Origin of the sequence: Paractinoplanes rhizophilus, assembly GCF_042664765.1 — a bacterium.
Taxonomy (GTDB): Bacteria; Actinomycetota; Actinomycetes; order Mycobacteriales; family Micromonosporaceae; genus Actinoplanes; species Actinoplanes rhizophilus.
Genome location: NZ_JBHTBJ010000005.1, coordinates 84,114 through 108,704, shown reverse-complemented (window position 1 = coordinate 108,704; position 24,591 = coordinate 84,114). Strand labels below are relative to the sequence as shown.

The following is a 24,591-nucleotide window of genomic DNA, read 5'->3' as shown; positions in this document are numbered from 1 at the left end:
GTCGCCCGCGAACGTAGGGTTAGCCCTACCGCTGATTCGGCGGTCAGCGGGATCGGGGAGGAGGCCGCCGATGTCTAGCGTCGATGACATGACGATGACCCCCGCCCCCGCCCTCTCCGCGCCGGTCCGGATGCTGCGCCAGATCGGCATCGACACGCAGTACGTCCTGCTCGGCTTCCCGATCGGGATTCTCACCGTCTCGCTGCTCACGACCCTGTTCTGGACCGGTGTCGGCACGCTCGTCATCTGGGTCGGGCTGCCGATCCTGCTCGCCACCATGTATGTGGCTCGCGGCTTCGCCGTGTTCGAGCGCGCGCGGATCGGCCCGGTCTTCCACCGCAGCCTCCAGCACCCGTATTACAAGAAACCCAAGGACGACAGCTTCGTCCGCCGGGTGTTCACCCCGCTCGCCGACGGCCAGAGCTGGCTCGATCTGCTGCACGGCGTGTTCCGCTTCATCCCGAGCACGATCGCGTTCTCCTTCGTGATCACCTGGTGGGCGGGCGCGCTCGGCGGCCTCAGCTGGGGCCTCTGGGGCTGGTCGCTGCCGGACGGCCCGGACGACCAGGACCTGCCCGAGCTGCTCGGCTTCGACGGCAGCTACGGCACCAAGGTCGCGTTCTACCTGGCCGCCGGCATCTTCTTCGCCGGCACGCTGTACTGGGTGGTCCGCGGGGCCGCCCTGCTCGAAGGCTGGTTCGCCCGGGGCCTGTTGAGCGGGGTCAACGAGCTGCGCGAGCAGGTCGCCCAGGCCGAGGCCGGCCGCGAGCTGGCCCAGCAGCAGAAGGCCGCCGCCGTGTCGGCCGAGGCCACCGCCCTGCGCAAGCTCGAGCGCGACATCCACGACGGGCCACAGCAGCGCCTGGTCCGGCTGGCCATGGATCTGGGCCGCGCCGAGCAGCAGTTCGCCACCGACCCCGACGCGGCCCGCGCCACCATCACCGAGGCGCTCACTCAGACCCGGGAGACCCTCGACGAGCTGCGCGCCCTGTCCCGCGGCATCGCCCCGCCGATCCTGGTCGACCGTGGCCTGCAGGCCGCGCTCACCGCGCTGGCCGGCCGCTGCACCGTTCCGGTCGACCTGGACGCGCCCACGTTCGAGCGGCTCGCCCCGGCCGTCGAGTCGACCGCCTACTTCGTGGTCGCCGAGGCGCTGACCAACGTGGCGAAGCACAGCCAGGCCAGCGAGGTGCAGGTCAGCGTCCAGCGCATCGCCACCGGCCTGATGGTCACTGTCGCCGACGACGGCGTGGGCGGCGCCAGCCTCGCCAAGGGGCACGGCCTGGCCGGGCTCGACGACCGGGTCCGCGCGGCCGGCGGCGTGCTCGCGGTCGACAGCCCGGTCGGCGCAGGGACGCGGCTCACGGCCGCCCTGCCCCTCTGAGGCCCGGCAATCTGACAGCATGGCGGCATGCGGGTCGTAATTGCTGATGACGCGGTACTGCTGCGCGAGGGCTTGATAAGGCTCGTCGAGGAGAACGGCCACACCGTGGTGGCGGCCGTCGGCGACGGGCCTTCCCTCGTGTCCGCGATCGCCGAGCACAAGCCGGATGTGTCCATCGTGGACGTGCGCATGCCGCCCACACACACCGACGAGGGCCTGCGGGCCGCCGTGGAGGCCCGCTCGCTGGTGCCCGGCAGCCCGATCCTCGTGCTCTCCCAGTACGTCGAGGTCTCGTACGCCGACGACCTGCTCGCCGACCGCCTGGGCGCGGTCGGCTATCTGCTGAAGGACCGTGTGTCCCAGGTCGCCGAGTTCCTCGACGGCCTGCGCCGGGTGGCCGCCGGCGGCACGGTGCTCGACCCCGAGGTGGTCGGCCAACTGCTGGTGCGCCGCCGCCGCGACGACCCGCTGCGCAACCTCACGCCGCGCGAGCGCGAGGTGCTCGGGCTGATGGCGGAGGGCATGTCCAACACCGCGATCGCCCGCAAGATGGTGGTCACCGAGGGCGCGGTGGAGAAGCACGTCCGCAACATCTTCACCAAGCTCGACCTCCACCAGGACGAGGAACAGCACCGCCGGGTGCTGGCGGTGCTGGCCTACTTGCAGGGGTAGGGCTAGCACTACCGCGAATGCGGGAGTCTGCCGCATCGATCGCGATCGGCCTTCTCCATAGCGTCGTTCCCATGAGGAACCGCCATCCAACCGCCCCGCCCGCCACCCAAAAGCGGACTGAAGGCGGACTGAACGTCAAGGGAATCGCGGCGCGGGCCGCGATGTGGAGCGCCCGTCATCGGACGCTCGCGATCCTCGGGTGGATCGCTTTCGTGGTGGGCGTGACGATCCTGAGTGGACACCTGGGCACGCGCGAGGCCACCGGGGCCGACCAGGGGCACGGCGACTCGGGCCGGGCCGACCGGATCGTCGAGGCGGCCGGCTTCCCGGAGCAGCTCGCCGGCGAGATGGTCATCGTGCAGAACCGGGCGGGCACGGACCGCGCCGCCGCCGTAGCCGACGTGACCAAGCAGCTGACGAACACCGCCGATGTGACCGGCGTGCAGCCCGCGATCGAGTCGCCGGACAAGCGGTCGTCGCTGGTCACCTTCAGCATCGCCGGCGACCCGGAGACCGCGAAGGACCGGGTGGGCCCGGCCCTCGACACGGTCGCCGAGGTGCAGGCCGCGCACCCCGACCTCTACATCGCCGAGGGCGGCGATGCCAGCGGCGACAAGCTGATCGGCGACGATCTGGACCGGGGCCTGAACCGGCTCGGCCTGCTGTCGATCCCGGTCACCCTGGGCATCCTGCTGGTCGCCTTCGGCGCGGTGGTGGCGGCGCTGCTGCCGGTCGCACTGGCGGTCACCGCGGTGGTGGCGGCGGTCGGGCTGCTCGCGGCGGCCAGCCGGCTGGCGCCCACGGTCGACACCACGATGCACGTGATGCTGCTGGTCGGCCTGGCGGTGGGGGTCGACTACTGCCTCTTCTACATCAAGCGGGAACGCGACGAGCGCCGGGCCGGCGCCGATACCCACCGGGCGCTGGTGGTCGCGGCCCAGACGTCGGGGCGGTCGATCTGGGTCTCCGGCCTCACCGTGATCGTGGCGATGGCCGGCATGTTCTTCACCTACGACGCCACCTTCGTGAGCTTCGCGGTGGGCACGATCCTGGTGGTCGCCACCGCCGTGCTGGGCTCGCTCACCGTGCTGCCGGCGATGCTGGCCGCGCTGGGCGACAAGGTCGACGCGGTCAAGATCCCCGGGCTGTATCGCCGGCGCAGCGACGGCCGGGCCTGGCACGCGTTCCTCGGCATGGTGCTGGCCAAGCCGCTGATCTCGGCGGTCGTCGCGGTCGGCGCGCTGGCCGCGATCGCCTCGCCGGTGTTCGACCTGCGGACCAAGGCCGAGGGCATCGAGGACCTGTCGCCCAAGGCGCCGATCGTGCAGGCGTTCAAGGTGGTCGACGCGGCGTTCCCGAGCAAGACCTCGCCGGCCGAGGTCGTGGTCCAGGCGTCGACGGTCAAGGGAGCGGCGTTCGACTCCTCGCTGGCCGGCTTCAAGAAGGCGGTCTCGGGCAGCGGGGGCAAGCTCACCGGCCCGGTCGAGGTGCGGATCAACCCGGCCGGCACGGTCGCGATCGTCTCGGTCGGCCTGGTCGGCGACGACGCGCTCGGCACGCTCCGCGAAGACGTGGTGCCCGCGACCTTCGGCCGGGTGGACGGCGCGACCGCGCTGGTCACCGGCGAGCGGGCGGGTGACGCCGACTTCAACGCCCGGCTGGACGCCAGCCTGCCGTGGGTGTTCGGCTTCGTGCTCGGACTGGCGTTCCTGTTGCTGCTGATCTCGTTCCGCTCGGTCGTGGTGGCGATCACGGGGGTGGTGCTCAATCTGCTGTCGGTCGCGGCGGCGTACGGAATGCTGGTCTATGTCTTTCAATACGGCCACTTCGAGAGGCAGCTTCAGTTCCAGGCCGCGGGCGGGATCACCAACTGGATGCCGTTGTTCCTGTTCATCATCCTGTTCGGCTTGTCGATGGACTACCACGTCTTCGTGCTGAGCCGGATCCGCGAGGGCTACGACCGCGGCCTGCCGACCCGGCAGGCGGTGCGCGAGGGCATCGGCCGCACCGCCGGGGTCATCACCAGCGCGGCCGTGGTGATGGTGGCGGTGTTCGCGCTCTTCGCTACGCTGCCGCTGGCCTCGACCAAGCAGCTGGGCGTGGGCCTGGCGGCGGCGGTCCTGCTGGACGCGACGATCATCCGGGCGGTGCTGTTGCCGGCGATGATGGCGCTGCTCGGCGAGAAGAACTGGTGGCTGCCGCGGTGGCTGGGCTGGCTTCCGCAGATCGCGCACGAGCCGGCGCCGGCCGTTGCCCCGCAGGGCGACCGCGAGCTCACGCCGGTCGGCTGAGCCCGCGCGGGGGTTGTTTGATCGGCGCCGCACGCGAGCCGGCCCGGCACAGGATGGGGGCAAGACCCCGCGCCGGGCCGGCGGCGAGCGGCCGGGGGACGTGGCGGCGTCCGCCGGCCGTTTCCGGGGAGCCCGGGGGAGGGCTCGACCTCGGTCCTTTGAAAATTATTCACGTTGAGCGTCCACTGTAGGCGACGCGAAGGAGGATTGTTGTTCCGGGCGGCAATGATCGCGCGCCGGGGGCCAGGGTACGGTGAGTTCACTTGCGGACGGGGCCAGTGCGGACAAATCCGACAAATCGGGCTCGGCGGCGGAATTCACCTCTGTTTTACCCTGGGGTAGTAGCTTCCGCCGCTGCATGCCGACGAGAGGGAGAAGTATGTCCGACGCCGCTGCCCTGATCCCCGCGCAGGGTTCGGACTACGCCGCCGCCCTCACCACGCCCCCGGCGGACAACCTGCGGCGCCTCGGCGGCGAGATGTTCAACTGGACCGACCGCGACCCTCGCCGCGGTCCGCAGCCGCCGCGGGGCGCGCTGCTGCGCCACCTGATCCGCGGTCTCGCCGCCCCCGGACGCGCCGTCCTCGTCGCCGGCCCGGTCGCCGACGACCTGGTCACCGTCCTGGTCGACGGCGGCGCCACAGTAACCTGGCTGCTCCGCTCGCTGGTCGACGCCGAGGAGTCGGCCCGCGCCCATCCGCAGGTCACCGTGCTCGCCGGCGCCGCCGTCAAACTCGATCCAGCCGAAACGTTCGACCTGGTGGTGGCCGTCGACGGCATTGACCGGCTCAACTCCGCCGAGGGTGAGCAGATGGACGCCGGCCAGCTGGTCGACCGGCTGGCCGCGGCGGTGCGCGCCGACGGCACCCTCCTGCTCATGCACGACAACCGGCTGGGCGTGCACCACACCGTGCGGCTCGAGCCCGGCGGCCGCGAGGCCCAGGACGCGGCGTGGTATCCGGTCGACGACCACGACATCCACCGGCCCGCCTCCCGCGATCAGCTGGTCACCCGGCTCACCGACGCGGGCCTGACGGTCGACGTGGCCTATGCGGCGTTCCCCGAGCCGGGCGTGCCCACGGTCCTGGTCGGGCCGGGCCTGCTCGGCAACGTCTCGTCGCCGCTGCGGCCCCGCCTCGGTACCGTGCTGTCCCACGCGTTCGCGCTGGCCTACCGCGGCCGTCCGGTGCTGAGCGATCCGCGCGTGCTGGTCACCCGCGCGCTGCGAGCCGGCGCCGAGGAGACCATCGCCCCCGCCTGGCTGCTGATCGCCCGGGCGGGCGCGAACCCTTCCGAGGCGGGTGAGCTTCTGGTGGGGGACGCGCGCGGCACTTTCGCGTACGAGGTGCGCGGCGCCGCCACCACCGTGCTCGAGCCCCTGGAGTCCCCGATCGAGCGGGACGGACTGCGCCGCGTCGCCGAGCCGCTCGCCCTCGCCGCCGAGTCCGGTTACCCGCTGGAGGAGCGGCTGCTCCACCTCTGCGCCACCGCCGACCTGCGTCGGCTGCGGGTCGAGCTGGGCCAGTACGAGTCGTGGCTGTCGGCTCAGCCGCTCGACGGTCCCGCCGCCATCGCCGACCTCGCCGACGTGCTGGTCACCCCCGACGGCCCGGTGCTGCTGCCGACCCGCTGGCAGCCGACCGAGCCGGTCGAGTACGAGACCGCCCTGGTCCGCGCGCTGTGGGCCTTCGCGGTCCAGCTGATCACCTCGGCCCGCCCGCACCCGTGGCCGATCACCTCGAGCGCCGTGGAGCTGACCGCGACCCTGCTCGGCATGGTGGGTAGGGGCGTCACCGACGAGCAGTTGCGGGCCGCCGTCGACCTGCACGTCCGGATCGAGGCGGCCGAGTTCGAGCTCACGCTGGCCGAGCAGGACGCCCGCCGGCTGCAGCTGCTGGCGGTCACGGCCGGCACCGCGAGCGTCGACATTCCCGGCTTCCGCGAGCTGACCGAGGCGCTCTGGCGCCAGCGCTACGAGGCGAGCCATCTGCTGGCGATGATGGAGTGGACCGAGCAGATCATCCAGTCGCGCGACAACACCCTGAGCAAGCTCGACCTGGAGATCCAGTTCTACCGCCGCCGCCTGGCGGGCAAGGCCCTGATCGCCGGCCGCCAGGCGTACCGGTTGGCCACCCGCGACGGCAAGAAGGCCATCAAACGCCTCCTCCGCCGCTGACGCTGCGCTCGTGCCCGCTGCTGACGCCACACTCGCGCTCGCTCGCGCTCGCGCTCGATGGTGACTTCGCGTTCGCTGCGTGCGCCAAGTCATCAAGATCGCGCAGCCGGGTGAGGGCGGGCGCTTTCGGTGATGGTGATTTCGCGTTCGGCGCGCGCGGCAAGTCATCAAGGTCGCCCCATGACCGCGATGGGCCCCCGCGTACCCGGATCGCGCGCGGGCCTGTCGAGGTCAGGTCAGATGAGGTCCCAGGTCAGGGGGGTGCCCTTCGCGGCGTCGGTGGTGAAGGTGCGGCCCAGGACCGCGCTGATGGCGTCGGGCTCGAGGCCGCCGGTCGGGCGGATCGAGCGGACGTTCTCGGGGGTGACGGTGTCGCCGGCCTTCACGTCCGTGACCACGTAGAGCGAGCGGCGGAAGCGCAAGCCCTCCTTCTCGTGCTCGGTCGGGCCGATGTGCGTGGTGCCGAGCGCCTGCCACGCCCGCTCCGACTCCTCGCGCAGCAGCTTGAGCTCGGCGGGGTTGAGCGAGAACGCCGAGTCGACGCCGCCGTCGGCGCGGTCGAGGGTCACGTGCTTCTCGATCAGGCAGGCGCCGAAGGCGACCGCCGCGACCGGGACGCCGATGCCGAGGGTGTGGTCGCTGAGGCCGATCGGCAGCTCGAGCATCTGGGCCAGCACCGGGATGCGGCGCAGGTTGGTCTCCGCCGGCGGAGCCGGGTACGACGCGGTGCAGCTCAGGACCGTGACCTCGGAAGCGCCGGCGCCCTGGGCGGCCTCGACCGCGGCGGCGATCTCCTTGACCGACGCCATGCCGGTCGAGATGATCACGGGCTTGCCGGTGGCGGCGGCCAGGCGGATCAGCGGGAGGTCGGTGATCTCCGAGGACGCGATCTTGTACATCGGCGCGTCGAGCTTTTCGAGCAGGTCGATGGCGGTGGGGTCGAACGGGCTGGAGAACGGGGTGATGCCGCGCTCGCGGGCCCGGTCGAAGATCGGCTGGTGCCAGTCCCACGGGGTGTGTGCCCGCTCGTACAGCTGGTAGAGGTACTCGCCGCCCCAGAGCTCGTGTCCCTGGGAGAGCTGGAACCGGGGGTGCTTCACGTCCAGGGTCAGGGTGTCGGCGGTGTACGTCTGGATTTTGATCGCGTCGGCGCCGGCGTCCGCCGCCGCGTCGACCAGGGCCAGCGCCCGGTCGAGCGAGCCGTTGTGATTCCCGGACATCTCCGCGACGATGTACGGCCGCTTGTCGGGCCCGAACTGTGCCATCACTTCCCTCTCTCGGTCCAGACGACCGTTTTCGTCTCGCCGTCGACGAGGCGCTCGTAGCGGCGCGTCTCCTTGAAGCCGAAGCGCCGGTGCAGCGCCAGGACCTGCGTGTTGTCGGCGAGCGTCTCGCCGCCGAGGGTCTCGAGGCCGAGCGTGCCGAACGCGTACTCGACCGCTTCCTTCTCCAGCCGCATCCAGGCGGGCAGGAGGCGGTCGCCGAGGCCCACGGTATCCAGATAGAAGGACCAGGTGTTGCCGTCGAAGATCACGACCCCGGCGGGAGTGCCCCGATCGTCCTCGTAGATCAGGACGCTCTGCCAGTGCTTTTCCCACCAGCGCGCGTGCTCCTCGGGCTGGATCTCGTGCGTGGTCAGGCTCACGGCGCGCACCGAGGGGTGGTTGCGCCAGGGGAGGATCAGATCGCGGTCGGCGTACGCGGCGGGTCGAAGCACACCTCAGATTATGGGTCGCCGACCGGCGAATCCTCATGTCCGGCCCGGCCCGGCCGATCCAAGGCCTCCAGAAGCGGGTGGAGGAGGCTGACGGATGGGCGGGCTCTGGTCACGGATCACGGCGTCCGGCCGGATGCTGCTCGCCTCCGCCGTACTCACGCTGCTCGCGGTGCTGCTCTTCGCGATCAACGCGGTCCGCCCGCTCGTGCCCTGGTCCCTGCTGTGGCTGCCCAGCGTCGCCGGCTCCGTGCTGCTGGTGGTCAACTTCTGGCGTACGGCCCGGGTTGAGCGCCTGCCCGATCCCACCCGGCGGTTCTGGCGGCATCTGGTCGCGGCGGCCCTCCTCGTCGCACTCGGGAGCTTAGCCCAGGCGTACGACATCGTCACCGCGGCCGATCCGGCCGGCCTGCACGTCGGCGCCGGCCAGATGTTCTTCGACGGCCTGGCGATCGTCTTGATCATCTATGCGCTGCTGCGGCTGCCGTTCGGGAAGCAGAGCCGGGGCGAGCTGTTCCGCATCATGCTCGACGCCGGCACGGTCATGCTGGCCTGTGCCGTCTTCGCCTGGCACTTCTCCACCCGGTACGCCCTGGACGGCGGCGACGAGAAGATCATCTACATCTCGCTGGCGCTGACCTCCCTCGCGCTGGTCGCCGTCTTCGCCGTCGCCAAGGTCCTGCTGACCCGGCCGGCCGGGTTCCTGGACCGCGGCGCGCTGCAGCGGATCGGCGTCGCGGTGCTGATCGGCGCGGTCGGTCCCACCCTGCGCCCGCTGATCGAGCCGCTCGACGCGCGCCTGTTCCCGGACATGGTCAGCATGCCGCTGATCTTCTTCTTCGCGTCCTGGGCGGCCGAGCGCCAGCGCGCCGCCGACTACAGCCCCCGCCGCGGCGTCCGCGAGCCCCGCCGCCGCTCGTTCAGCTTCCTGCCCTACGTCGCCATCGCCGCGGTCGACGGCCTGCTGCTCAGCGTCGCCCTGCCGGACCACGCCGCCGACCGCCGGGTCATCGTGATCAGCGCGGTGGCGCTGACCGTCCTGGTCGTGGTCCGCCAGATCACCGCGTTCCTCGACAACGGGCGCCTGCTCAAGCGCCTCGACCACGGCGCCACCCACGACGCGCTGACCCAGCTGCCCAACCGCGCGCTCTTCCACGAGCGCCTCGACAAGGCGCTCACCGCGCCCGGCGAGCGGCCGGTCGCGGTCGCCCTCATCGACCTCGACGACTTCAAGGAGGTCAACGACACCCTCGGCCACGAGATCGGCGACCTGCTGCTGATCGCGGTGGCCCAGCGGCTCGACGCCTGCATCCGCGCCGAGGACACGGTGGCCCGGCTCGGCGGCGACGAGTTCGTGGTGGTGCTCGACGGCGCCGACCCGGCCGCCGCCGATCTCGCCGCCGAGCGGATGATCGAGGCGCTGCGCCCGCCGGTCCTCGCCGGCGGGCACGAGCTGCCGATCCGGGCCAGCATCGGGATCGCCGACGGGCACTCCGGCGACGACGCCAGCATGCTGCTGCGTCGCGCCGACATCGCGATGTACGCCGCCAAGGGCATCCCGGGCACCGCGTCGCTGCACTTCACGCCGGACATGGCCCGGGCCGGCACGGATCACGCCCACCTCGGCGCCGAGCTGCGCGAGGCGATCGACGACGGGCAGCTCTACCTGCTCTACCAGCCGATCGTGGCGCTGCCGGACCGGCGGGTGCTCGGGGCGGAGGCGCTGGTGCGCTGGGCGCATCCGACGCACGGCACGATGCCGCCGCGGACCTTCCTGCCGGTGGCCGAGCGGACCGGGCTGATCGTGCCGCTGAGCCGGTGGGTGCTGCGGGCGGCCGTCCGCCAGCTGGCCGACTGGACGGCCACCCATGGCGCGGACGCCCCGGCCGTACTCAACATCAATGTCTCTCCGCGGGACCTGCGCGAGCCGGAGTTCGCCGCCGAGGTGGCGGCCCTTCTCGACGAGTACGGGATCGAGCCGCACCGGATCACGCTGGAGCTCACCGAGTCGATGCCGGGGGACCCGGGCGAGTCGGCGACCACCCTGACGGCGCTGCGGTCGCTGGGCGTCCGCGTGTCGCTGGACGATTTCGGGACCGGCCACTCGACGCTCACCATGCTGCACGACTGCCCGATCGACCAGCTCAAGCTGGACGGCTCGGTCACCCGGGCGGAGCGGGCGCCGATGGCCGCCACGGTGCTGCGGCTGGCCGACTCGCTGGGCCTGCAGACCATCGCCGAGGGCGTCGAGACGCCGGATCAGGCGGAGCTGCTGCACGAGCTCGGGTACCGGACGGCGCAGGGTTTCCTCTTCGCGCGTCCACTGTCGCCGGCGGAGTTCGGCGAGCTGCTCACCTCGGCGGCGGCGGCCTGACCTCGGTCGTCCCGCCGTCAGCTCCGCGACCCGGCGCGCCGCCGGGCCTGGCGCTTGACCTTGGCATCGACGCCGCAGCCGTCCATCGTGCACCACCGGCGGCTGCGGTTCTTGCTGGTGTCCACGAACAGGCCGATGCACCCGGCCTCGGCCGCGCAGACCTTCACCCGGTCCAGCGGGCCGCCGGTGAGCAGCCGGACCGCGGAGACCGCCATCGGCCACCAGGCGCGGCCGGGGTCGTCGGCGTCGAACTGCCAGTCGAAGCCGTCGCCGCCGGGGGCGAGCCGGGCGACGGCCATCGCCTCGGCGTAGCGCGCCTGCACGGTTGCCAGCGCGTCCGCGGGCGCGTCCCGGCCGCGGCCGATGGCCACGAAGACCTGGAAGATCGCCTCGCGCAGGCCGAGCGCGGTGCGCAGGACCTCGGGGTGGTCGCCGGTGAGCCGCCGGGCGGTGGGCTCGTCGAGCACGCCGGCGAAGCGTCCCCACGCCACCAGGTCGGCGTAGGTGTGCAGGTATTCCTCGGGACGCTCGGTGCCGCGCGCGTCGAGGGAGTTGGCGAAGTCCAGGCAGGCGGCGCCGCCGAAGAGGTCCAGGTTGGCGAATGCTGACATTGATTCCACCAAAGTCTGTTTGACCCGCATCAGATGCGGTAATGTTTCCAGTGAAACCAGCTTAGCTCGCATCACCAACGAGAGGATCGTCCGATGCAGGAACTAGGGCTGATTGCACTGTTCAGCGACGCCGCCACCAAAATGAGCCACTCCGCGCTGCCGGACAGCCCGGTGATTCCGGAGCGGCCGCCGGGCCGGCTGCGCGTGCGGACGGCCGGCGCGCTGCACCGGCTGGCCGATCGCCTGGACGGCCGTCGGCTAATTGCCGCCGTCGGGCCGGTGGACCGGAAACAGCAAGTCATCGAGTGCTGAGCGGGTCAGCGGCTCGGCGAAGTAGTAACCCTGGCCCAACTCGCAGTTGCCGCCGGTCAGCGACGAGAGCTGGCCGGCGTGCTCGATGCCCTCGGCGATGGTCGACAGTTGCAGCGCCCGGCCCAGCTGGATGATGCCGTGGGTCAGGGCCGCCGCGGTCGGCTCGTCGACGACATCGTCCACGAAGGACTTGTCGATTTTGATGATGTCGACCGGGAAACGGCGCAGGTACGCCAGCGACGAGTAGCCGGTGCCGAAGTCGTCGATCGCCAGGCGTACGCCCAGGGCCTTGATCGCCTCCAGGCGGTGCAGCGTCGCCGCGCGGTGGTCGACCAGCAGCGTTTCGGTCAGCTCGAGGATCAGGCGGTCGGCCGGCAGTCCGCTCGCGTCCAGCGCCGCCTGCACCACCTGCGGCAGCACGCACTGCTCCAGTTGCACCGCCGAGATGTTCACGCTGACCGAGAGGGGGCGGCCCGCGCGGCGCTCGTTCCACTCGGCGACGCGCGTGGTGGCCTCGCGCAGCACCCACTCGCCGATCGGCACGATCAGGCCGGTCTCCTCGGCGAGCGGGATGAAATCGGCCGGCGCGACCTCGCCGCGGCGCGGGTGCTGCCAGCGGATCAGCGCCTCGACGCCGGTGATGTCGCCGGTGGCGAGGTGGACGATCGGCTGGTAGCGCAGCTCGAACTCGTGCCGCACGACCGCGCGCCGCAGGTCGGCCTCCAGGTCGACGGTGGCCTGGAACTCGGCCCGCATGTCCGGCTCGAACAGCTCGTACCGGTCCTTGCCGTGCTTCTTGGCCTGGTACATGGCCAGGTCGGCGTCGACCATCAGCGCCTGGGCCGTGTGCTCGCCCGGCCGGCTGTACGCGATTCCGATGCTCGCGCTGACGAAGGCCTCGGCGCCGTTGAGGTCGAAGGGCTCGCGTAGCCGTTCGAGCAGCCGCCGGGCGACCGGCGTGGCCTCCTCGGCCGAGGAGAGCCCGGGCAGCAGCACGGCGAACTCGTCGCCGCCGAGCCGGGCCGCGGTGTCGCAGTCGCGCAGGCAGGAGCGGATCCGGTCGGCGACGCCCAGCAGGAGGTGGTCGCCGGCGGCGTGGCCGAGCGAGTCGTTCACGATCTTGAACCGGTCGAGGTCGACGAAGAGCGCGGCCAGGCCGATCGTGCAGCCGCCGAGCATCTCCTCCATCCGGGTCTGGAACAGCGCCCGGCTGGGCAGGCCGGTCAGCGAGTCGAGGAACGCCTGGTTCATCGCCTCGAGCGTGCGCGCATCGGTCAGCGCCAGGCTGACGTGCTCGGCGAACGCCCTGAGCAGCTGCTGGGACGGCTTGTCCCAGTCCCGGGTCCCGCTGAACATGCCGACGGTGAGGCTGCCGACCGGTTGCCCGTTCTCGTGCACGGGCGTGGCCATCACCGCGCGCAGCTGTGCCTGGGCGATCGCCGGGATGGCGATCGGCGACACCGCGTAGTCCTCGACCATCACCAGCTCGTTGCCGAGGATGGCCAGGCCGGAGACGCCGCCGGCGGCGAGCGGCACGCGCTGCATGCGGTCGAGGAACTCGGGCGGCATCCCGGAGGCCGCGGCCGTGCCGCCGATGGCCGGGTCGTCGCGGTCGATCAGGTTGAGGCAGGACATGTCGGCGCCGAGCAGCTCGCGGGCCGCGCCGGTGACGATCTCGAAGATCTTCTGGAGCGGGTTGCGGCGGGCGATGGCGCGCTGGATCTCGGTGAGCTTCTCGAAGAGGCGCTGCCGCTGCTGGAGCGAGTCGATCAGGCGGTCGTTCTCCTCGGCGTACCGGCGCTCGGACTCGAGGCGCTGCAGCGAGCTGAGGCTCAGCTCGAGGACGCGGGCCATGCCGCGCAGCAGGGTGATCTCCTCGGCGGTGAAGGCCCCGGCGCGGCGGCCCAGGACCAGCGTGCCGGAGGCGTCGCCGCCGAGGCCGGCGAAAGTCATCGCGTACGTGTGACCGGCAAGCTCGATCGTGCCGCGGCGCCCCGCGGCGATCTCGCCCAGCGCGTAGGCGGGAACCGCGCCGGGGTCGACGCCGACCGCCGCGGCCACCCCGTCGTCGATCAGCAGCACGGCCAGGTCGGCGTGCAGTGCTCGGGCGGCGCAGTCGACGGCGGCGTGGTACGCGGCCGGACCGCCGGGACGGTCGGCGACCACGGACAGGAACTCCGTCAGTTGCTGAGTCGCTTGCACAGTTTGCAAGTCGGCCGTGGCCGGGCGCAGTTGAGAGAATCCGGGCCGCCCGAGCGGACGCCCACGGGCACGAACCGGGCAGGGGGCGCCGGGAAACGGGCACGCGATTTGTCCGTAAGGTGCCATTGAGAGCGGTATTGTGCCGCGAGAAACCACGCGCAACCCGGGCAGGGATGCCAACATCTTGCCCGAAAGGTGATGCGAGCCACACGGTTTCGCCGGTGTTACAAATAGTCCACGGTAAGCGGGCCTGGGAGGTGCGAATGAATGCGGACGAGCGGCATCACCAGATCGTCGCGCTGGCGCGCCGCCACGGCGAGGTCAACGTCGCGAAACTCGCGGCGGAACTGAACGTCTCCGCCGAAACGATTCGCCGCGATCTGCGGCAGCTCGAAAAGCACGGCCTGATCCGGCGTACGCACGGCGGCGCGTACCCGGTGGAGACCGCGAAATTCGAGACCGACCTGGCCATCCGCACCACCCGGGGCGTGCCCGAGAAGCGCCGGATCGCGGCCGCCGCGGCCGGCCTGATCGGCGACGCCGAGACCATCTTCATCGACGAGGGATTCACCCCTCAGCTCATCGCCGAGGCGCTGCCCACCGATCGGCCGCTGACCGTGGTGACCGCCTCGCTCAACACGGCGGCCTGGCTCGCCCAGTCGACTCCGGCCACGGTGTTGCTGCTCGGGGGCCGGGTGCGCGGCCGCACACTGGCCACCGTCGACCACTGGGCGGCCGGCATGCTCTCCGGCTTCGTGATCGATCTCGCCTTCGTCGGCGCGAACGGCATCTCCCGCGAGGCCGGTCTCACCACCCCCGACCCGGCCGTGGCGGACATCAAGTCGCACGCGGTCCGGGCCGCCCGCCGTCGGGTCTTCGTCGGCGTGCACACCAAATTCGGCGTCCGCACGTTCTGCAAATTCGCCGAGATAGCGGAATTCGAAACCCTCATCACCGACACCGCGCTCCCGGTTTCCGAGGCGCATCGTTATGCGCGGCTCGGACCGCAGGTAATCCGAGTCTGACGCGTCCATAAACCGCAACGCCGTTTTCCGAATAAAACGGAGGATCCCCCATGCCCAAAAAACTGGCGGTCACGATGGCCGGCCTACTGATGATCACAACGGCCGCGGCCGGCTGCTCGGGCGCCGGCTCGACCGGCGGCAGCAGCAGCGGCGGCGACGGCGAGACGATCACCGCGCTCATGGTCGGCAACCCGCAGATGGAGGACATCCAGAAGCTGACCGCCGACAACTTCACCAAACAGACCGGGATCACCGTGAAGTTCACGATCCTGCCGGAGAACGAGCTGCGCGACAAAGTCACCCAGGACGTCGCCAACCAGGGCGGGCAGTACGACGTCGCCACGGTCGGCGCGTACGAGGTGCCGATCTGGTCGAAGAACGGCTGGCTGCACGAGCTCTCGACGCAGGCGAACGCCGACGCAAACTACGACGCCGGTGACCTGCTCAAGCCGATGGTCCAGTCGCTGACCGGCGAGGACGGCAAGATGTACGCGGCGCCGTTCTACGGCGAGTCCTCGTTCCTGATGTACAACAAGGAGCTGTTCGCGGCCAAGGGCCTGACCATGCCCGAGCACCCGACCTGGGCGCAGGTCGCCGACTTCGCCGCCAAGCTCAACGACAAGGGCAAGGGCGTCGCCGGGATCTGCCTGCGTGGCCTGCCCGGCTGGGGCGAGCTGTTCGCGCCGCTGACGACCGTGGTCAACACGTACGGCGGAACTTGGTTTGAAAAAGATTGGACTCCCAAGGTCAACGCGCCGGAGTTCACCGCGGCCACCCAGTTCTACGTCGACCTCGTGCAGAAGTACGGCGAATCGGGCGCTCCGCAGGCCGGCTTCACCGAGTGCCTGAACACGTTCGGCCAGGGCAAGGCGGCGATGTGGTACGACGCCACCTCGGCGGCCGGCACGCTCGAGGACCCGAACGCCAGCAAGGTGGCCGGTAAGGTCGGCTACGTCTACGCGCCGGTCCACAAGACCGAGTACTCCGGCTGGCTGTGGACCTGGGCGTGGGCGATGCCCAAGACCACCAAGAAGGCCGACGCCGCCTGGAAGTTCATCTCGTGGGCCACGAGCAAGGACTACGAGCAGCTGGTCGGCAAGAACCTCGGCTGGTCGCGGGTGCCGTCGGGCAAGCGCACTTCGACCTACAGCATTCCGGAGTACAAGGACTCGGCCAAGGCGTTCGCCGACGTCACGCTCGGCTCCATCGAGCACGCCAACCCGGAGAACCCGGGCCTGCAGCCGCGGCCGGCGCTCGGCGTCCAGTACGTCGGCATTCCGGAGTTCTCCGACCTCGGCACCAAGGTGTCGCAGGAGGTGAGCGCGGCCATCGCCGGCAGCACCTCGGTCGACAAAGCCCTCGCCGATGGCCAGAAGCAGGCCGAGAACGTGGCGAAGAACTACAAGTAGATGACCACCATGGTCGCCCGGCCGGACGAGCGGACCCAGCCGCCCGTCCGGCCCCCCAAGGGCAGCACGCGGAAAGAACGCTGGATACGCCGGGCGCCGCTGCTCCCGGCCCTGATCTTCGCGATCCTGGTCACCCAGATCCCGTTCCTCTACACCCTCTACCTCTCGACGCTGAGCTGGAACGCCCTCAAGCCGGGCAAGCACGAGTTCATCGGCCTGGACAACTACGCCACCGTGCTGACCGACTCGCGGCTGCGGGCGGCGCTGGTCAACACCGTGCTCCTGACGGCCGGCGCGGTGATCTTCTCGATGATCCTCGGCCTGATGCTGGCGCTGCTGCTCGACCGCAAGTTCGTCGGCCGGCCGATCGTCCGCACCCTCCTGATCACACCGTTCCTGGTCATGCCGATCGCGGCGGCGTTGCTGTGGAAGCATGCGATCTTCAACCCGGCGTACGGCTTGATCAACGGAATCTTCGGCGGCTCGACCGACTGGATCTCGTCGTACCCGAAGGCCGCCGTGATCACCACGCTGGTCTGGCAGTGGACGCCGTTCATGATGCTGATCCTGCTGGCCGGCCTGCAGTCGCAGTCGTCGGAGGTGCTCGAGGCGGCCCGGGTCGACGGCGCCAACGCGTGGCAGATCTTCCGCCGGATGACCCTGCCGCACCTTCGCCAGTATCTCGAGCTGGGCGGCCTGCTCGGCTCGATCTACCTGGTCAACACGTTCGACGCGATCTTCAGCATCACCCAGGGCGGTCCCGGCACCGCCACGACCAACCTGCCGTACGAGATCTACCTGACCACGTTCCGCAAGTTCGAGTACGGCGAGGCGTCGGCGGCCGGCGTGGTCGTGGTGATCCTGACGATCATCGTGGCGACCTTCGCGCTGCGGGTCATCTCCAGCCTGTTCCGGATGGAGGAGGGCCGATGAACAAGCGGTTGCACAACACGATCTGGGGCACGGTCGCGTGGATCGCCGGGATCGTCTTCGTCTTCCCGGTCATCTGGATGGTGCTGACCAGCTTCAAGCAGGAGCAGGCCGCCGCCAGCAACCCGCCGTCCTGGACCTTCACGCCCACCCTGCACCAGTACGCGCAGGTCTTCGACCGCAACATCACGCCGTTCCTGCTCAACTCGCTGATGGCCAGCATCTTCTCGACGCTGCTCGTGATCCTGCTGGCGACGCCGGCCGCGTACGCGCTCTCGATCCGCCCGGTGGCCAAGTGGACCGACTCGCTGTTCTTCTTCATCAGCACCAAGATGATGCCGGCCGTGGCGGCGCTGCTGCCGATCTATCTGCTGGCCAAGCATCTCGGCATGCTCGACAACGTCTGGACCATGGTCATCCTCTACACGTCGATGAACCTGCCGCTCGCGGTCTGGATGATGCGCTCGTTCCTGCTGGAGGTGCCGCGCGAGGTCCTCGAGGCCGGCGAGGTCGACGGCGCCTCGCTGCCCACCTCGATCCGCAAGATTATCATGCCGATCGTGTCGCCCGGCCTGGCCGCGACGGCGCTGATCTGCTTCATCTTCGCCTGGAACGAGTTCTTCCTGGCGGTGAACCTGACCGCGACCAACGCCGGCACCGCGCCGATCTTCCTGGTCGGGTTCATCTCGTCCGAGGGGCTCTTCCTCGCCCGGCTCTGCGCCGCGGCGACGCTGGTCTCCCTGCCGGTGCTGATCGCCGGCTGGGTGGCGCAGAACAAACTGGTCCGCGGCCTGTCGATGGGAGCCGTCAAGTGAGAGCAGCCGTCGTCGTCACCCCCGGGACGATCGAGATCTCGGACGTCCCGGACCCGGCGCCCGGCCCCACCGAGGTAGTCGTGAAGCCGGCCGCGGTCGGCATCTGCGGCACCGATCTGCACATCATGGACGGCGAGTTCGCCCCGGCGTTCCCGATCGTGCCGGGGCACGAGATGGCCGGCGAGATCGTGGCGGTCGGCTCGGCGGTCCGCGACTATGCGGTCGGCGACCAGGTGGCCATCGACCCGTCGCTGTACTGCGGATACTGCTATTACTGCAAGCGAGCCCGGGGCAACCAGTGCGAGAACTGGGCGGCGATCGGGGTCACGGTGAGCGGCGGCGCCGCCGAGTACGTGGTGGCGCCGATGGCGAACCTGTTCAAGCTGCCGCCCTCGCTGGCGGCACGGGACGCGGCGTTGATCGAGCCGCTCTCCTGCGCCGTCCGCGGCTTCGACGTGCTGCCGCGGCTTGTGGCCTCGTCGTACCTGATCTATGGCTCGGGGACGATGGGACTGATGATGCTCGAGCTGGCCAAGCGCTCGGGCGCCGAGTCGGTGTCCATGGTGGATCTCAACCCGGCCCGGCTGGCAACCGCCGAGCGGCTCGGCTGCTCTTTTGCCGTGACAAGCGCCGACGAACTGGACGCGCCGCGCGGCTTCGACGTCGTCATCGACTGCACCGGCGTCGAGGTCGCCATCCGGGACGGTCTCCGGCGGGTCGGGCGCGGCGGGACATTCCTGCAATTCGGGGTGGCCGGGTACGACGCCCGGGTGGCGATCGAGCCGTACGAGATCTATCGCCGCGAGATCACCATCACCGGCTCGATGGCGGTGCTGCACAGCTTCGACCGGGCCGGCCAGATGCTCGCGGCCGGCGTCCTGGACCCGTCCATATTCGTCTCGCACCGGTTCCCGCTGACGTCGTACGCGACCGCACTCGACCAGTTCCGCCGCGGCGAGGGCCGGAAAATCCTCATCGAACCCTGAGCCGGCCGCCGCGCGGGTGCGTGAGCGACCGAAAGTGAGTGAGTCGATACGGATAGTTGTCAGATGCCTACCCGGTGAGGCTCAATGGATCCGTGGAGACCGCGGCGGAGCCACCGGACAACACCCCGGAGGGGCCCGGGTTCGCCGCGCCGTCCGCGGGAGTGGGAGCCGGTAGGAGCCTGGCCCCCGGCCGGGTCGGGGTGGCGGCGGTGACGTTCTTCGCGGTCGCCGCGACCGCGCCGCTCGCTGTGCTGGTCTTCGTCGTGCCCGCCGCCTACGCCCGTGGCGGCGGGCCGCTGATACCCCTGACCTTCGTCGCCGTCGCGATTGTCCTGTTGCTCTTCGCGGCGAGCTACGCGGCAATGGTCCACCGGGCGCCCTTCGCGGGCGCCCTTTACGCATATGTCTCCCGTGGACTCGGCCGGCCGGCCGGCGTCGCCGCGGCCTGGCTCGCGCTCGCCTCCTATACCGCACTCCAGCTCGGCCTCTACGGCGTCGCCGGGGTCGCGGCCGCGCCGCTGGTGCACGGCTGGTTCGGGTTCGAGGCGCAGTGGTGGATGGTCGCCGGCGCCTGCTGGTTGATCGTCGCGCTCTGCGGCACGATTCGCATCGAGATCCTCAGCGGCCTGCTCGCGCTGCTCGTGCTGGCCGAGATCGCGGTCGCCGTCGGCTTCGGCACGGCGAGCGTCATCGCGCCGGCCGGCGACCGCTTCGGTCCCGGCTCGATCCTGCCGACCGGCGCCTCCGCCATCGACCGGCCCGCGCTGGGCCTGCTCCTCGCGGTCGGCGTGCTCGCCTTCATCGGCTTCGAGACCACCGGCACGTACGCGGAGGAGACCATGCGCCCGCGGCGGGAGGCGGGCTATGCCACGTACGCGTCAATTGTGGTCTTTGGTGTTGTTGCTGCCTTTGCCTCGTGGTCGGTGAGCGTCGGCGCCGCCCCCGGCCAGGTCGCCGCCCTCGCCCGGGCCCGCGGCCCGGAGCTCGTGTTCGACCTCGCCGGCGCCCGCCTCGCGCCGTGGGCCGTCACCACCGGCCGCGTCGTCCTGCTCACCGCCCTGATCGCAGCCGCGCTCGCCCTGCACAACGCCATCGCCCGCTACCTGTACGCCCTGGCCCGCGAGCACCTGCTGCCCGCCCCCCTCGGCCGCGTCGCCCGCCGCACCTCGGCACCGCGCACCGCCTCGCTCGTCCAGTCCGCCATCGCCGCGATCGCCCTCGCGGTGTCCGCCCTCGCCGGCGTCGGCTCGCCCTCGGCGCTCGCGCACCGGCTCGGCGTGGCCGGCGGCCTCGGCGTGCTCGTGCTGCTGCTGGCCACCGCGCTCGCCGCCCTGCTGCACCTCAACCGGGTGCCCAACGGCGAGGGCGCGTGGGGCCGCTTCCTCGCCCCGATCCTGTCCACAGTGGCCCTCGGAACGCTGTGCTACCTGGCGTTCTGGAACATCCCGTCGTTGCTCGGCGTGCCGCCCGACGCAACGCTGGTCTGGCTGGTGCCGGCCGCGCTGAGCGCGGTCGCCGGCGCCGGGCTGGTGCACGGCGTCGCGCTGCGCGGCGCCCGGCCCACCGTCTATGCCGGCATCGGCCAGGGCGGGACGGCCGTCGTCGTCACTCCATTGCCGCAACCCCGCGAGCCGGGGGCGCATCGACCGGAACGGGTGAATCGCTGACTGACGGGAGGTGACCGGGTTTGTCGACCTATACCTTGGCAACGCCGCTCATATCGTTCGGCCGCCGACGCTCCGCCCTCCTGGCGGAGCGCGATCGAATTCGAGCGCTCGGGTGGGACTCGGCGACCGGGCGATTCCGCCCGAACGAGATGGAGACCGCCGTGCTCATCGAGCGCGCCTTGGGGGTACGCCTGACCCGCGCCCCCAAATGGTCGCGGGCCGACTGGTTCGACCAGCACGGCGTCTCCTACGACGCGGTCGGCCCGTTCGCGGCCGGCCGGTTCGACCAGCAGTGGCGGCGGTTCTCCCAGCAGATCGTGCTGCACCTGCGCAAGGCCGAGATCGTGCCGGTCGACGTCTCGCTGTTCACCCGGCAGCAGGTCGACACCGTCGAGTCGTTCATCGCCGAGCGCCTGCTGGCGCCCCGCGTCTTCACCCTGGGGCACGCATGGCCGCGCTGATCATGGTCCGCCCCGAGCGGGACTGGCAGTCCTCCGGCGGGCTCTTCGAGTGGACCCTCGAATACCTGATCCCCCGCCTCTCCGACGAGAAGACCGCCGACTGGCTGCGCACGATCGTCGACGAGAACCTGGGCAACCTGTGGATCCCCGACCTGCCGTCGGAGACGCAGGAGGAGATCTATGCGCTGCTGCGCGGCGGCGTGGTGGCGGCCGCGGCGCACGAGCTGCCGCCGGCCGCGGTCGACCAGTTGCGCGAGCTGGTGTCGCTGACGTACTGACGCGCGCGCCGGGAACGGCCGCCGGTCAGCCGAAGAACTCCTGGATCTGGGTGAGCGTCAGGTAGCCCTGCGGCTCGAGCTCGGCCGGCAGCTCCGGCAGCGGCTTGGTGGTGACCGGCACCTCCGGCACGTCGGCGGGCAGGGTCGGCACCGGCGGGGTCGGCGGCAGGCCGGGCATCGACATGGCCTGGCGGATCACCTCGAACATGGCCCGCACCTCGGCCGCCGCCCGGGTCGGCAGGTCGGTGCCCGCGCCGGGCAGCGCGCAGGTGAAGTTCGCCCGCAGCCGGTCGCCGCAGCGGCGGATGTCGGCGCTGGGGCGCAGATGGTCGAGCTTGCCCTCGGCGACTATGCCCAGCTCGCACGCGGTCAGGCCGGACCGGCCCCACCAGGCGTGCCAGGCTGGGTCGGCGTCCAGGGTGAGCGCCACATGCCGCAGGGCGATCATGTAGTCCCGCGGGGCCCGGCCCTCGCCGGTGGTGGTGCCCATGTGCGGGTGCAGCCAGACGCCGCCCCACGCGGCGGCGTTCGAGCCGGTGCTCATGCCGACCTCGGGCTGGTGCTGCCAGTCGCCGCGGGTGGAGGTGCGGAAGGCGCGCTCGGCGACCGGCAGCAGCTGCGTGCCCGGCCGGTCGGCGAAGGAGGCGAGCGCGGCGGGCGCGCTCAGCACTTTCCGGTACGCGCTGGCGCCGGCGGCAACGGCCGCGCAGCGTACGCCCAGGAACGACTCGCCGGAAGTGGCGACGGCCCGGAAGTGGGCGGGGGTGTCCAGCGCGTGCAGCGCGCGCGCCAGATGGTCGGCGAAGTCCCGGATGTCCGCGGCGCCGTGGTCGGAGAGCTCATCGGCCAGGCGGTCGGCGTCGGCGGGATCGGGGCCGTACCGGTCGACCAGGTCCCAGAAGGTCTGCTCGTCCATGCCCGCATGCTGCCATCATGAGCGCGCCGGGAAGCCCAAGGACGCACGGCACGTTCGGGCGAATCGCGCGCTGAGCCGTGCGTCACTCGGTCATGAAAGTTGTATAAGCCAGTGATATAAAAACGGGGTGCGGCACACCACCACCATCTCGACCGAGGACCAGGCCATCGCGACCGGCTTCGAGCGCTTCTACGAGCTGCTCCGCCGGCTCACGCCCCGCTCCGAGCTGAGCCTCACCGCGGCTTCCACCCTGCGCCGGCTCGAGCGCAGCGGGCCGCACCGGCTCTGCGAGCTGCACGCTCCCGAGGGCGTCAGCCAGCCCGCGATGACGCAGCTGGTCACCCGGCTCGAGCGGGAAGGCCTGGCCCGCCGGGGCTCCGATCCGGCCGACGGGCGCGCCGTCGTGGTCAGCATCACCGAGGCGGGCCGGGAGGCCGTCGCCCGCCGCCGCGAGGGCCGCACCCGTGCGCTCTCCGCCCTGCTGGAGCAGCTGCCCGCCGCGGACCACGCCGCGATCATGGCGGCGCTCCCGGCGCTGGAAAAGCTCGGCGACCTGCTGGCCGAGAACACCAACTGAAGAGGGGCAGCTCGCGTGCTCGCCGTTGATCACCCCCGCTACAAATGGGTCGCGCTGTCGAACACCACGCTCGGCAACCTGCTCGCCACGATCAACTCGTCGATCGTCCTGATCTCGCTCCCGGCGATCTTCAAGGGCATCCACCTGAACCCGCTCGATCCCGGCAACGTCAGCTACCTGCTCTGGATGCTGATGGGCTACATGCTGGTCACCGCGGTGCTGGTGGTCACGCTGGGCCGGCTCGGCGACATGTACGGCCGCGTGAAGATCTACAACGCGGGCTTCGCGATCTTCACGATCACCTCGATCGTGCTGTCGCTCGACCCGTTCGAGGGCGGCGGCGGCGCGATCTGGCTGATCGGCTGGCGGGTGCTGCAGGCGGTCGGCGGCGCGATGCTGATGGCCAACTCGGCCGCGATCATCACCGACGCGTTCCCGGCCGAGCAGCGCGGCATGGCGCTCGGCGTCAACATCGTCTCGGCGCTGGCCGGTTCGTTCATCGGCCTGGTCCTCGGCGGGGTGCTGGCCGAGTGGGACTGGCGCTCGATCTTCTGGGTGAACATCCCGCTGGGCGTGCTCGGCACCGTCTGGGCGTACCGGTCGCTGCACGACACCGGCGTCCGCCGGAAAGCCAGGATCGACTGGTGGGGCAACGCGACCTTCGCGGTCGGCCTCACGGCCGTGCTGGCCGCCATCACGTACGGCATTCAGCCGTACGGCGGGCACACGCAGGGCTGGACGAATCCGTGGGTGCTGCTCGGCCTGATCGGCGGCGCCGCGGTGCTGGTCGCTTTCGGGCTCATCGAGACCAAGGTGGCCGAGCCGATGTTCCCGCTCGGCCTGTTCAAGAACCTGGGCTTCGCCAGCGGCAACGCGGCCAACCTGCTGGGCGGCATCGCGCGCGGCGGCCTGCAGTTCATGCTGATCATCTGGTTGCAGGGCATCTGGCTGCCGCTGCACGGGTACGACTACGAGTCCACCCCGCTGTGGGCCGGCATCTACCTGGTCCCGCTGACGATCGGCTTCCTGGTCGCCGGGCCGCTCGCCGGTTACCTGTCCGACAAGTTCGGCCCGCGCCTGTTCGCGGCGGGCGGCCTGCTGGTGATGGCCGGGTCGTTCGTCGGCCTGCTGGCGCTGCCGGGCGACTTCAACTACCTGGTCTTCGGGATCCTGATCTTCATCAACGGCCTGGGCGGCGGCCTGTTCGCGGCGCCGAACACGTCGCTGATCATGTCGAGCGTGCCGGCCAACATGCGCGGCGCCGCCTCCGGCATGCGGGCCACCTTCCAGAACGCCGGCCAGGTGCTCTCGATCGGCATCTTCTTCTCGCTGATGGTCGCCGGTCTCGCCGACTCGCTGCCGGACAGCCTCTCCGGCGGCCTGGTCGCCCAGGGCGTGCCGGCCCAGACCGCCGGCGCGATCGCCCAGCTGCCCCCGGTCGGCACGCTGTTCGCGGCGTTCCTCGGCTACAACCCGATCGGCGAGCTGCTCGGCCCGCAGGTGCTGGGCGCGCTGCCGGCGGCGAACGCGGCCAACCTCACCGGCCTGGAGTTCTTCCCGCGGCTGATCGCCGAACCGTTCCACGACGGCCTGGTGATCGTCTTCTGGATGGCCATCGGGCTGCTGGTGGTCGGCGCGGCCGCGTCGCTGGTGCGCGCCACGAAGGCGATCGCGGCCGGCGGCCCCGGGGAGGTCGCCCACCAGGCCGAGGTGCGGGCCGAGATCTCCGACGCGCAGCCGCTCTCGCCGGCCACCGGGGTGGCCGAGCCGATCGACACCAAGTAGGCCCTT

Annotated in this window: 21 protein-coding genes; 16 read left to right on the top strand and 5 right to left on the bottom strand. The window is 71.0% G+C overall.

The genetic code is table 11. The annotated features are described in order from the left end of the window. The first annotated feature begins 70 nt into the window (after window positions 1–70). The 4 genes from ACFQS1_RS09590 (at window position 71) to ACFQS1_RS09575 (ending at window position 6,523) form a co-directional block, all read left to right on the top strand. On the top strand, window positions 71–1,384 hold the full coding sequence (locus tag ACFQS1_RS09590; protein WP_378965924.1) for a sensor histidine kinase: 1,314 nt from the start codon (window positions 71–73) through the stop codon (window positions 1,382–1,384). A gap of 27 nt (window positions 1,385–1,411) precedes the next feature. Further along, window positions 1,412–2,056, top strand: coding sequence for a LuxR C-terminal-related transcriptional regulator (locus ACFQS1_RS09585; RefSeq protein ID WP_378965922.1), 645 nt, complete (start codon window positions 1,412–1,414; stop codon window positions 2,054–2,056). Between the two features lie 71 nt (window positions 2,057–2,127). Then, window positions 2,128–4,347 (top strand): MMPL family transporter, encoded by a 2,220-nt coding sequence (locus ACFQS1_RS09580; RefSeq protein WP_378965919.1) that lies wholly within the window; start codon window positions 2,128–2,130, stop codon window positions 4,345–4,347. A gap of 379 nt (window positions 4,348–4,726) precedes the next feature. Beyond that, window positions 4,727–6,523, top strand: a complete 1,797-nt coding sequence (locus ACFQS1_RS09575; RefSeq protein WP_378965917.1) for a hypothetical protein — start codon at window positions 4,727–4,729, stop codon at window positions 6,521–6,523. A 236-nt stretch (window positions 6,524–6,759) separates the two neighbouring features. Here ACFQS1_RS09575 and pseI read toward each other — a convergent pair whose 3' ends face one another. Together pseI and ACFQS1_RS09565 are read right to left on the bottom strand one after the other, a co-directional pair. Then, window positions 6,760–7,788 carry a pseudaminic acid synthase gene (gene pseI / locus ACFQS1_RS09570; RefSeq protein WP_378965914.1) on the bottom strand — a complete coding sequence of 343 codons (1,029 nt, stop codon included), beginning with the start codon at window positions 7,786–7,788 and terminating at the stop codon, window positions 6,760–6,762. Beyond that, entirely contained in the window at window positions 7,788–8,240 is a 453-nt protein-coding gene (locus tag ACFQS1_RS09565) for a GNAT family N-acetyltransferase (RefSeq protein WP_378965912.1), read from the bottom strand. The genes pseI and ACFQS1_RS09565 overlap by 1 nt, the downstream gene beginning before the upstream one ends. A gap of 94 nt (window positions 8,241–8,334) precedes the next feature. Between ACFQS1_RS09565 and ACFQS1_RS09560 the strand changes: the two genes are divergently transcribed. Beyond that, window positions 8,335–10,611, top strand: a complete 2,277-nt coding sequence (locus ACFQS1_RS09560; RefSeq protein WP_378965910.1) for a putative bifunctional diguanylate cyclase/phosphodiesterase — start codon at window positions 8,335–8,337, stop codon at window positions 10,609–10,611. A gap of 17 nt (window positions 10,612–10,628) precedes the next feature. Here ACFQS1_RS09560 and ACFQS1_RS09555 read toward each other — a convergent pair whose 3' ends face one another. Continuing rightward, the gene (locus ACFQS1_RS09555; RefSeq protein WP_378965907.1) at window positions 10,629–11,222 is read right to left on the bottom strand and encodes a CGNR zinc finger domain-containing protein; all 594 of its coding nucleotides are present in this window, start codon (window positions 11,220–11,222) and stop codon (window positions 10,629–10,631) included. A gap of 93 nt (window positions 11,223–11,315) precedes the next feature. Here ACFQS1_RS09555 and ACFQS1_RS09550 point away from each other — a divergent pair, with 93 nt between their 5' ends. Further along, window positions 11,316–11,534: a hypothetical protein gene (locus ACFQS1_RS09550; RefSeq protein ID WP_378965905.1), complete on the top strand. Its 219-nt coding sequence runs from the start codon at window positions 11,316–11,318 to the stop codon at window positions 11,532–11,534. On the opposite strand, the gene ACFQS1_RS09545 is transcribed toward ACFQS1_RS09550, so the two are convergent. Further along, window positions 11,481–13,736: a putative bifunctional diguanylate cyclase/phosphodiesterase gene (locus ACFQS1_RS09545; RefSeq protein ID WP_378965903.1), complete on the bottom strand. Its 2,256-nt coding sequence runs from the start codon at window positions 13,734–13,736 to the stop codon at window positions 11,481–11,483. The two genes, ACFQS1_RS09550 and ACFQS1_RS09545, sit on opposite strands and share 54 nt — an antisense overlap. A 263-nt stretch (window positions 13,737–13,999) precedes the next feature. On the opposite strand from ACFQS1_RS09545, the gene ACFQS1_RS09540 reads away from it, so the two are divergent. From ACFQS1_RS09540 to ACFQS1_RS09505, 8 genes are all read left to right on the top strand, one after another. Beyond that, the gene (locus ACFQS1_RS09540) at window positions 14,000–14,761 is read left to right on the top strand and encodes a DeoR/GlpR family DNA-binding transcription regulator (RefSeq protein WP_378965901.1); all 762 of its coding nucleotides are present in this window, start codon (window positions 14,000–14,002) and stop codon (window positions 14,759–14,761) included. 50 nt (window positions 14,762–14,811) lie between these two features. Then, window positions 14,812–16,170, top strand: coding sequence for an ABC transporter substrate-binding protein (locus ACFQS1_RS09535; protein WP_378965898.1), 1,359 nt, complete (start codon window positions 14,812–14,814; stop codon window positions 16,168–16,170). Further along, window positions 16,171–17,103, top strand: a complete 933-nt coding sequence (locus tag ACFQS1_RS09530) for a carbohydrate ABC transporter permease (RefSeq protein ID WP_378965896.1) — start codon at window positions 16,171–16,173, stop codon at window positions 17,101–17,103. After that, window positions 17,100–17,915: a carbohydrate ABC transporter permease gene (locus tag ACFQS1_RS09525; RefSeq protein WP_378965894.1), complete on the top strand. Its 816-nt coding sequence runs from the start codon at window positions 17,100–17,102 to the stop codon at window positions 17,913–17,915. The genes ACFQS1_RS09530 and ACFQS1_RS09525 overlap by 4 nt, the downstream gene beginning before the upstream one ends. After that, window positions 17,912–18,901, top strand: coding sequence for a zinc-dependent alcohol dehydrogenase family protein (locus ACFQS1_RS09520; RefSeq protein WP_378965892.1), 990 nt, complete (start codon window positions 17,912–17,914; stop codon window positions 18,899–18,901). The genes ACFQS1_RS09525 and ACFQS1_RS09520 overlap by 4 nt, the downstream gene beginning before the upstream one ends. 92 nt (window positions 18,902–18,993) lie before the next feature. After that, window positions 18,994–20,568, top strand: a complete 1,575-nt coding sequence (locus tag ACFQS1_RS09515) for an APC family permease (protein ID WP_378965889.1) — start codon at window positions 18,994–18,996, stop codon at window positions 20,566–20,568. A 161-nt stretch (window positions 20,569–20,729) separates the two neighbouring features. Continuing rightward, complete coding sequence (locus ACFQS1_RS09510) at window positions 20,730–21,029, top strand: hypothetical protein (protein ID WP_378965887.1); 300 nt, start codon at window positions 20,730–20,732, stop codon at window positions 21,027–21,029. After that, on the top strand, window positions 21,017–21,307 hold the full coding sequence (locus ACFQS1_RS09505; RefSeq protein ID WP_378965885.1) for a hypothetical protein: 291 nt from the start codon (window positions 21,017–21,019) through the stop codon (window positions 21,305–21,307). The genes ACFQS1_RS09510 and ACFQS1_RS09505 overlap by 13 nt, the downstream gene beginning before the upstream one ends. Window positions 21,308–21,332: 25 nt before the next feature. Here ACFQS1_RS09505 and ACFQS1_RS09500 read toward each other — a convergent pair whose 3' ends face one another. After that, window positions 21,333–22,223 carry a DUF4240 domain-containing protein gene (locus tag ACFQS1_RS09500; protein WP_378965883.1) on the bottom strand — a complete coding sequence of 297 codons (891 nt, stop codon included), beginning with the start codon at window positions 22,221–22,223 and terminating at the stop codon, window positions 21,333–21,335. Window positions 22,224–22,350: 127 nt separating this feature from the next. On the opposite strand from ACFQS1_RS09500, the gene ACFQS1_RS09495 reads away from it, so the two are divergent. Together ACFQS1_RS09495 and ACFQS1_RS09490 are read left to right on the top strand one after the other, a co-directional pair. Next, the gene (locus tag ACFQS1_RS09495; protein ID WP_378965881.1) at window positions 22,351–22,800 is read left to right on the top strand and encodes a MarR family winged helix-turn-helix transcriptional regulator; all 450 of its coding nucleotides are present in this window, start codon (window positions 22,351–22,353) and stop codon (window positions 22,798–22,800) included. Window positions 22,801–22,815: 15 nt separating this feature from the next. After that, window positions 22,816–24,585 carry an MFS transporter gene (locus ACFQS1_RS09490; protein ID WP_378965879.1) on the top strand — a complete coding sequence of 590 codons (1,770 nt, stop codon included), beginning with the start codon at window positions 22,816–22,818 and terminating at the stop codon, window positions 24,583–24,585. Window positions 24,586–24,591: the final 6 nt, after the last annotated feature.

Excerpts from the sequence above, each read along its gene's own strand:
- ACFQS1_RS09590 (WP_378965924.1), top strand. The coding sequence starts at position 71 with ATGTCTAGCGTCGATGACATGACGATGACCCCCGCCCCCGCCCTCTCC.
- ACFQS1_RS09585 (WP_378965922.1), top strand. The coding sequence starts at position 1,412 with ATGCGGGTCGTAATTGCTGATGACGCGGTACTGCTGCGCGAGGGCTTG.
- ACFQS1_RS09580 (WP_378965919.1), top strand. The coding sequence starts at position 2,128 with ATGAGGAACCGCCATCCAACCGCCCCGCCCGCCACCCAAAAGCGGACT.
- ACFQS1_RS09575 (WP_378965917.1), top strand. The coding sequence starts at position 4,727 with ATGTCCGACGCCGCTGCCCTGATCCCCGCGCAGGGTTCGGACTACGCC.
- pseI (WP_378965914.1), bottom strand. The coding sequence starts at position 7,788 with ATGGCACAGTTCGGGCCCGACAAGCGGCCGTACATCGTCGCGGAGATG.
- ACFQS1_RS09560 (WP_378965910.1), top strand. The coding sequence starts at position 8,335 with ATGGGCGGGCTCTGGTCACGGATCACGGCGTCCGGCCGGATGCTGCTC.
- ACFQS1_RS09555 (WP_378965907.1), bottom strand. The coding sequence starts at position 11,222 with ATGTCAGCATTCGCCAACCTGGACCTCTTCGGCGGCGCCGCCTGCCTG.
- ACFQS1_RS09550 (WP_378965905.1), top strand. The coding sequence starts at position 11,316 with ATGCAGGAACTAGGGCTGATTGCACTGTTCAGCGACGCCGCCACCAAA.
- ACFQS1_RS09540 (WP_378965901.1), top strand. The coding sequence starts at position 14,000 with ATGAATGCGGACGAGCGGCATCACCAGATCGTCGCGCTGGCGCGCCGC.
- ACFQS1_RS09535 (WP_378965898.1), top strand. The coding sequence starts at position 14,812 with ATGCCCAAAAAACTGGCGGTCACGATGGCCGGCCTACTGATGATCACA.
- ACFQS1_RS09530 (WP_378965896.1), top strand. The coding sequence starts at position 16,171 with ATGACCACCATGGTCGCCCGGCCGGACGAGCGGACCCAGCCGCCCGTC.
- ACFQS1_RS09525 (WP_378965894.1), top strand. The coding sequence starts at position 17,100 with ATGAACAAGCGGTTGCACAACACGATCTGGGGCACGGTCGCGTGGATC.
- ACFQS1_RS09505 (WP_378965885.1), top strand. The coding sequence starts at position 21,017 with ATGGCCGCGCTGATCATGGTCCGCCCCGAGCGGGACTGGCAGTCCTCC.
- ACFQS1_RS09500 (WP_378965883.1), bottom strand. The coding sequence starts at position 22,223 with ATGGACGAGCAGACCTTCTGGGACCTGGTCGACCGGTACGGCCCCGAT.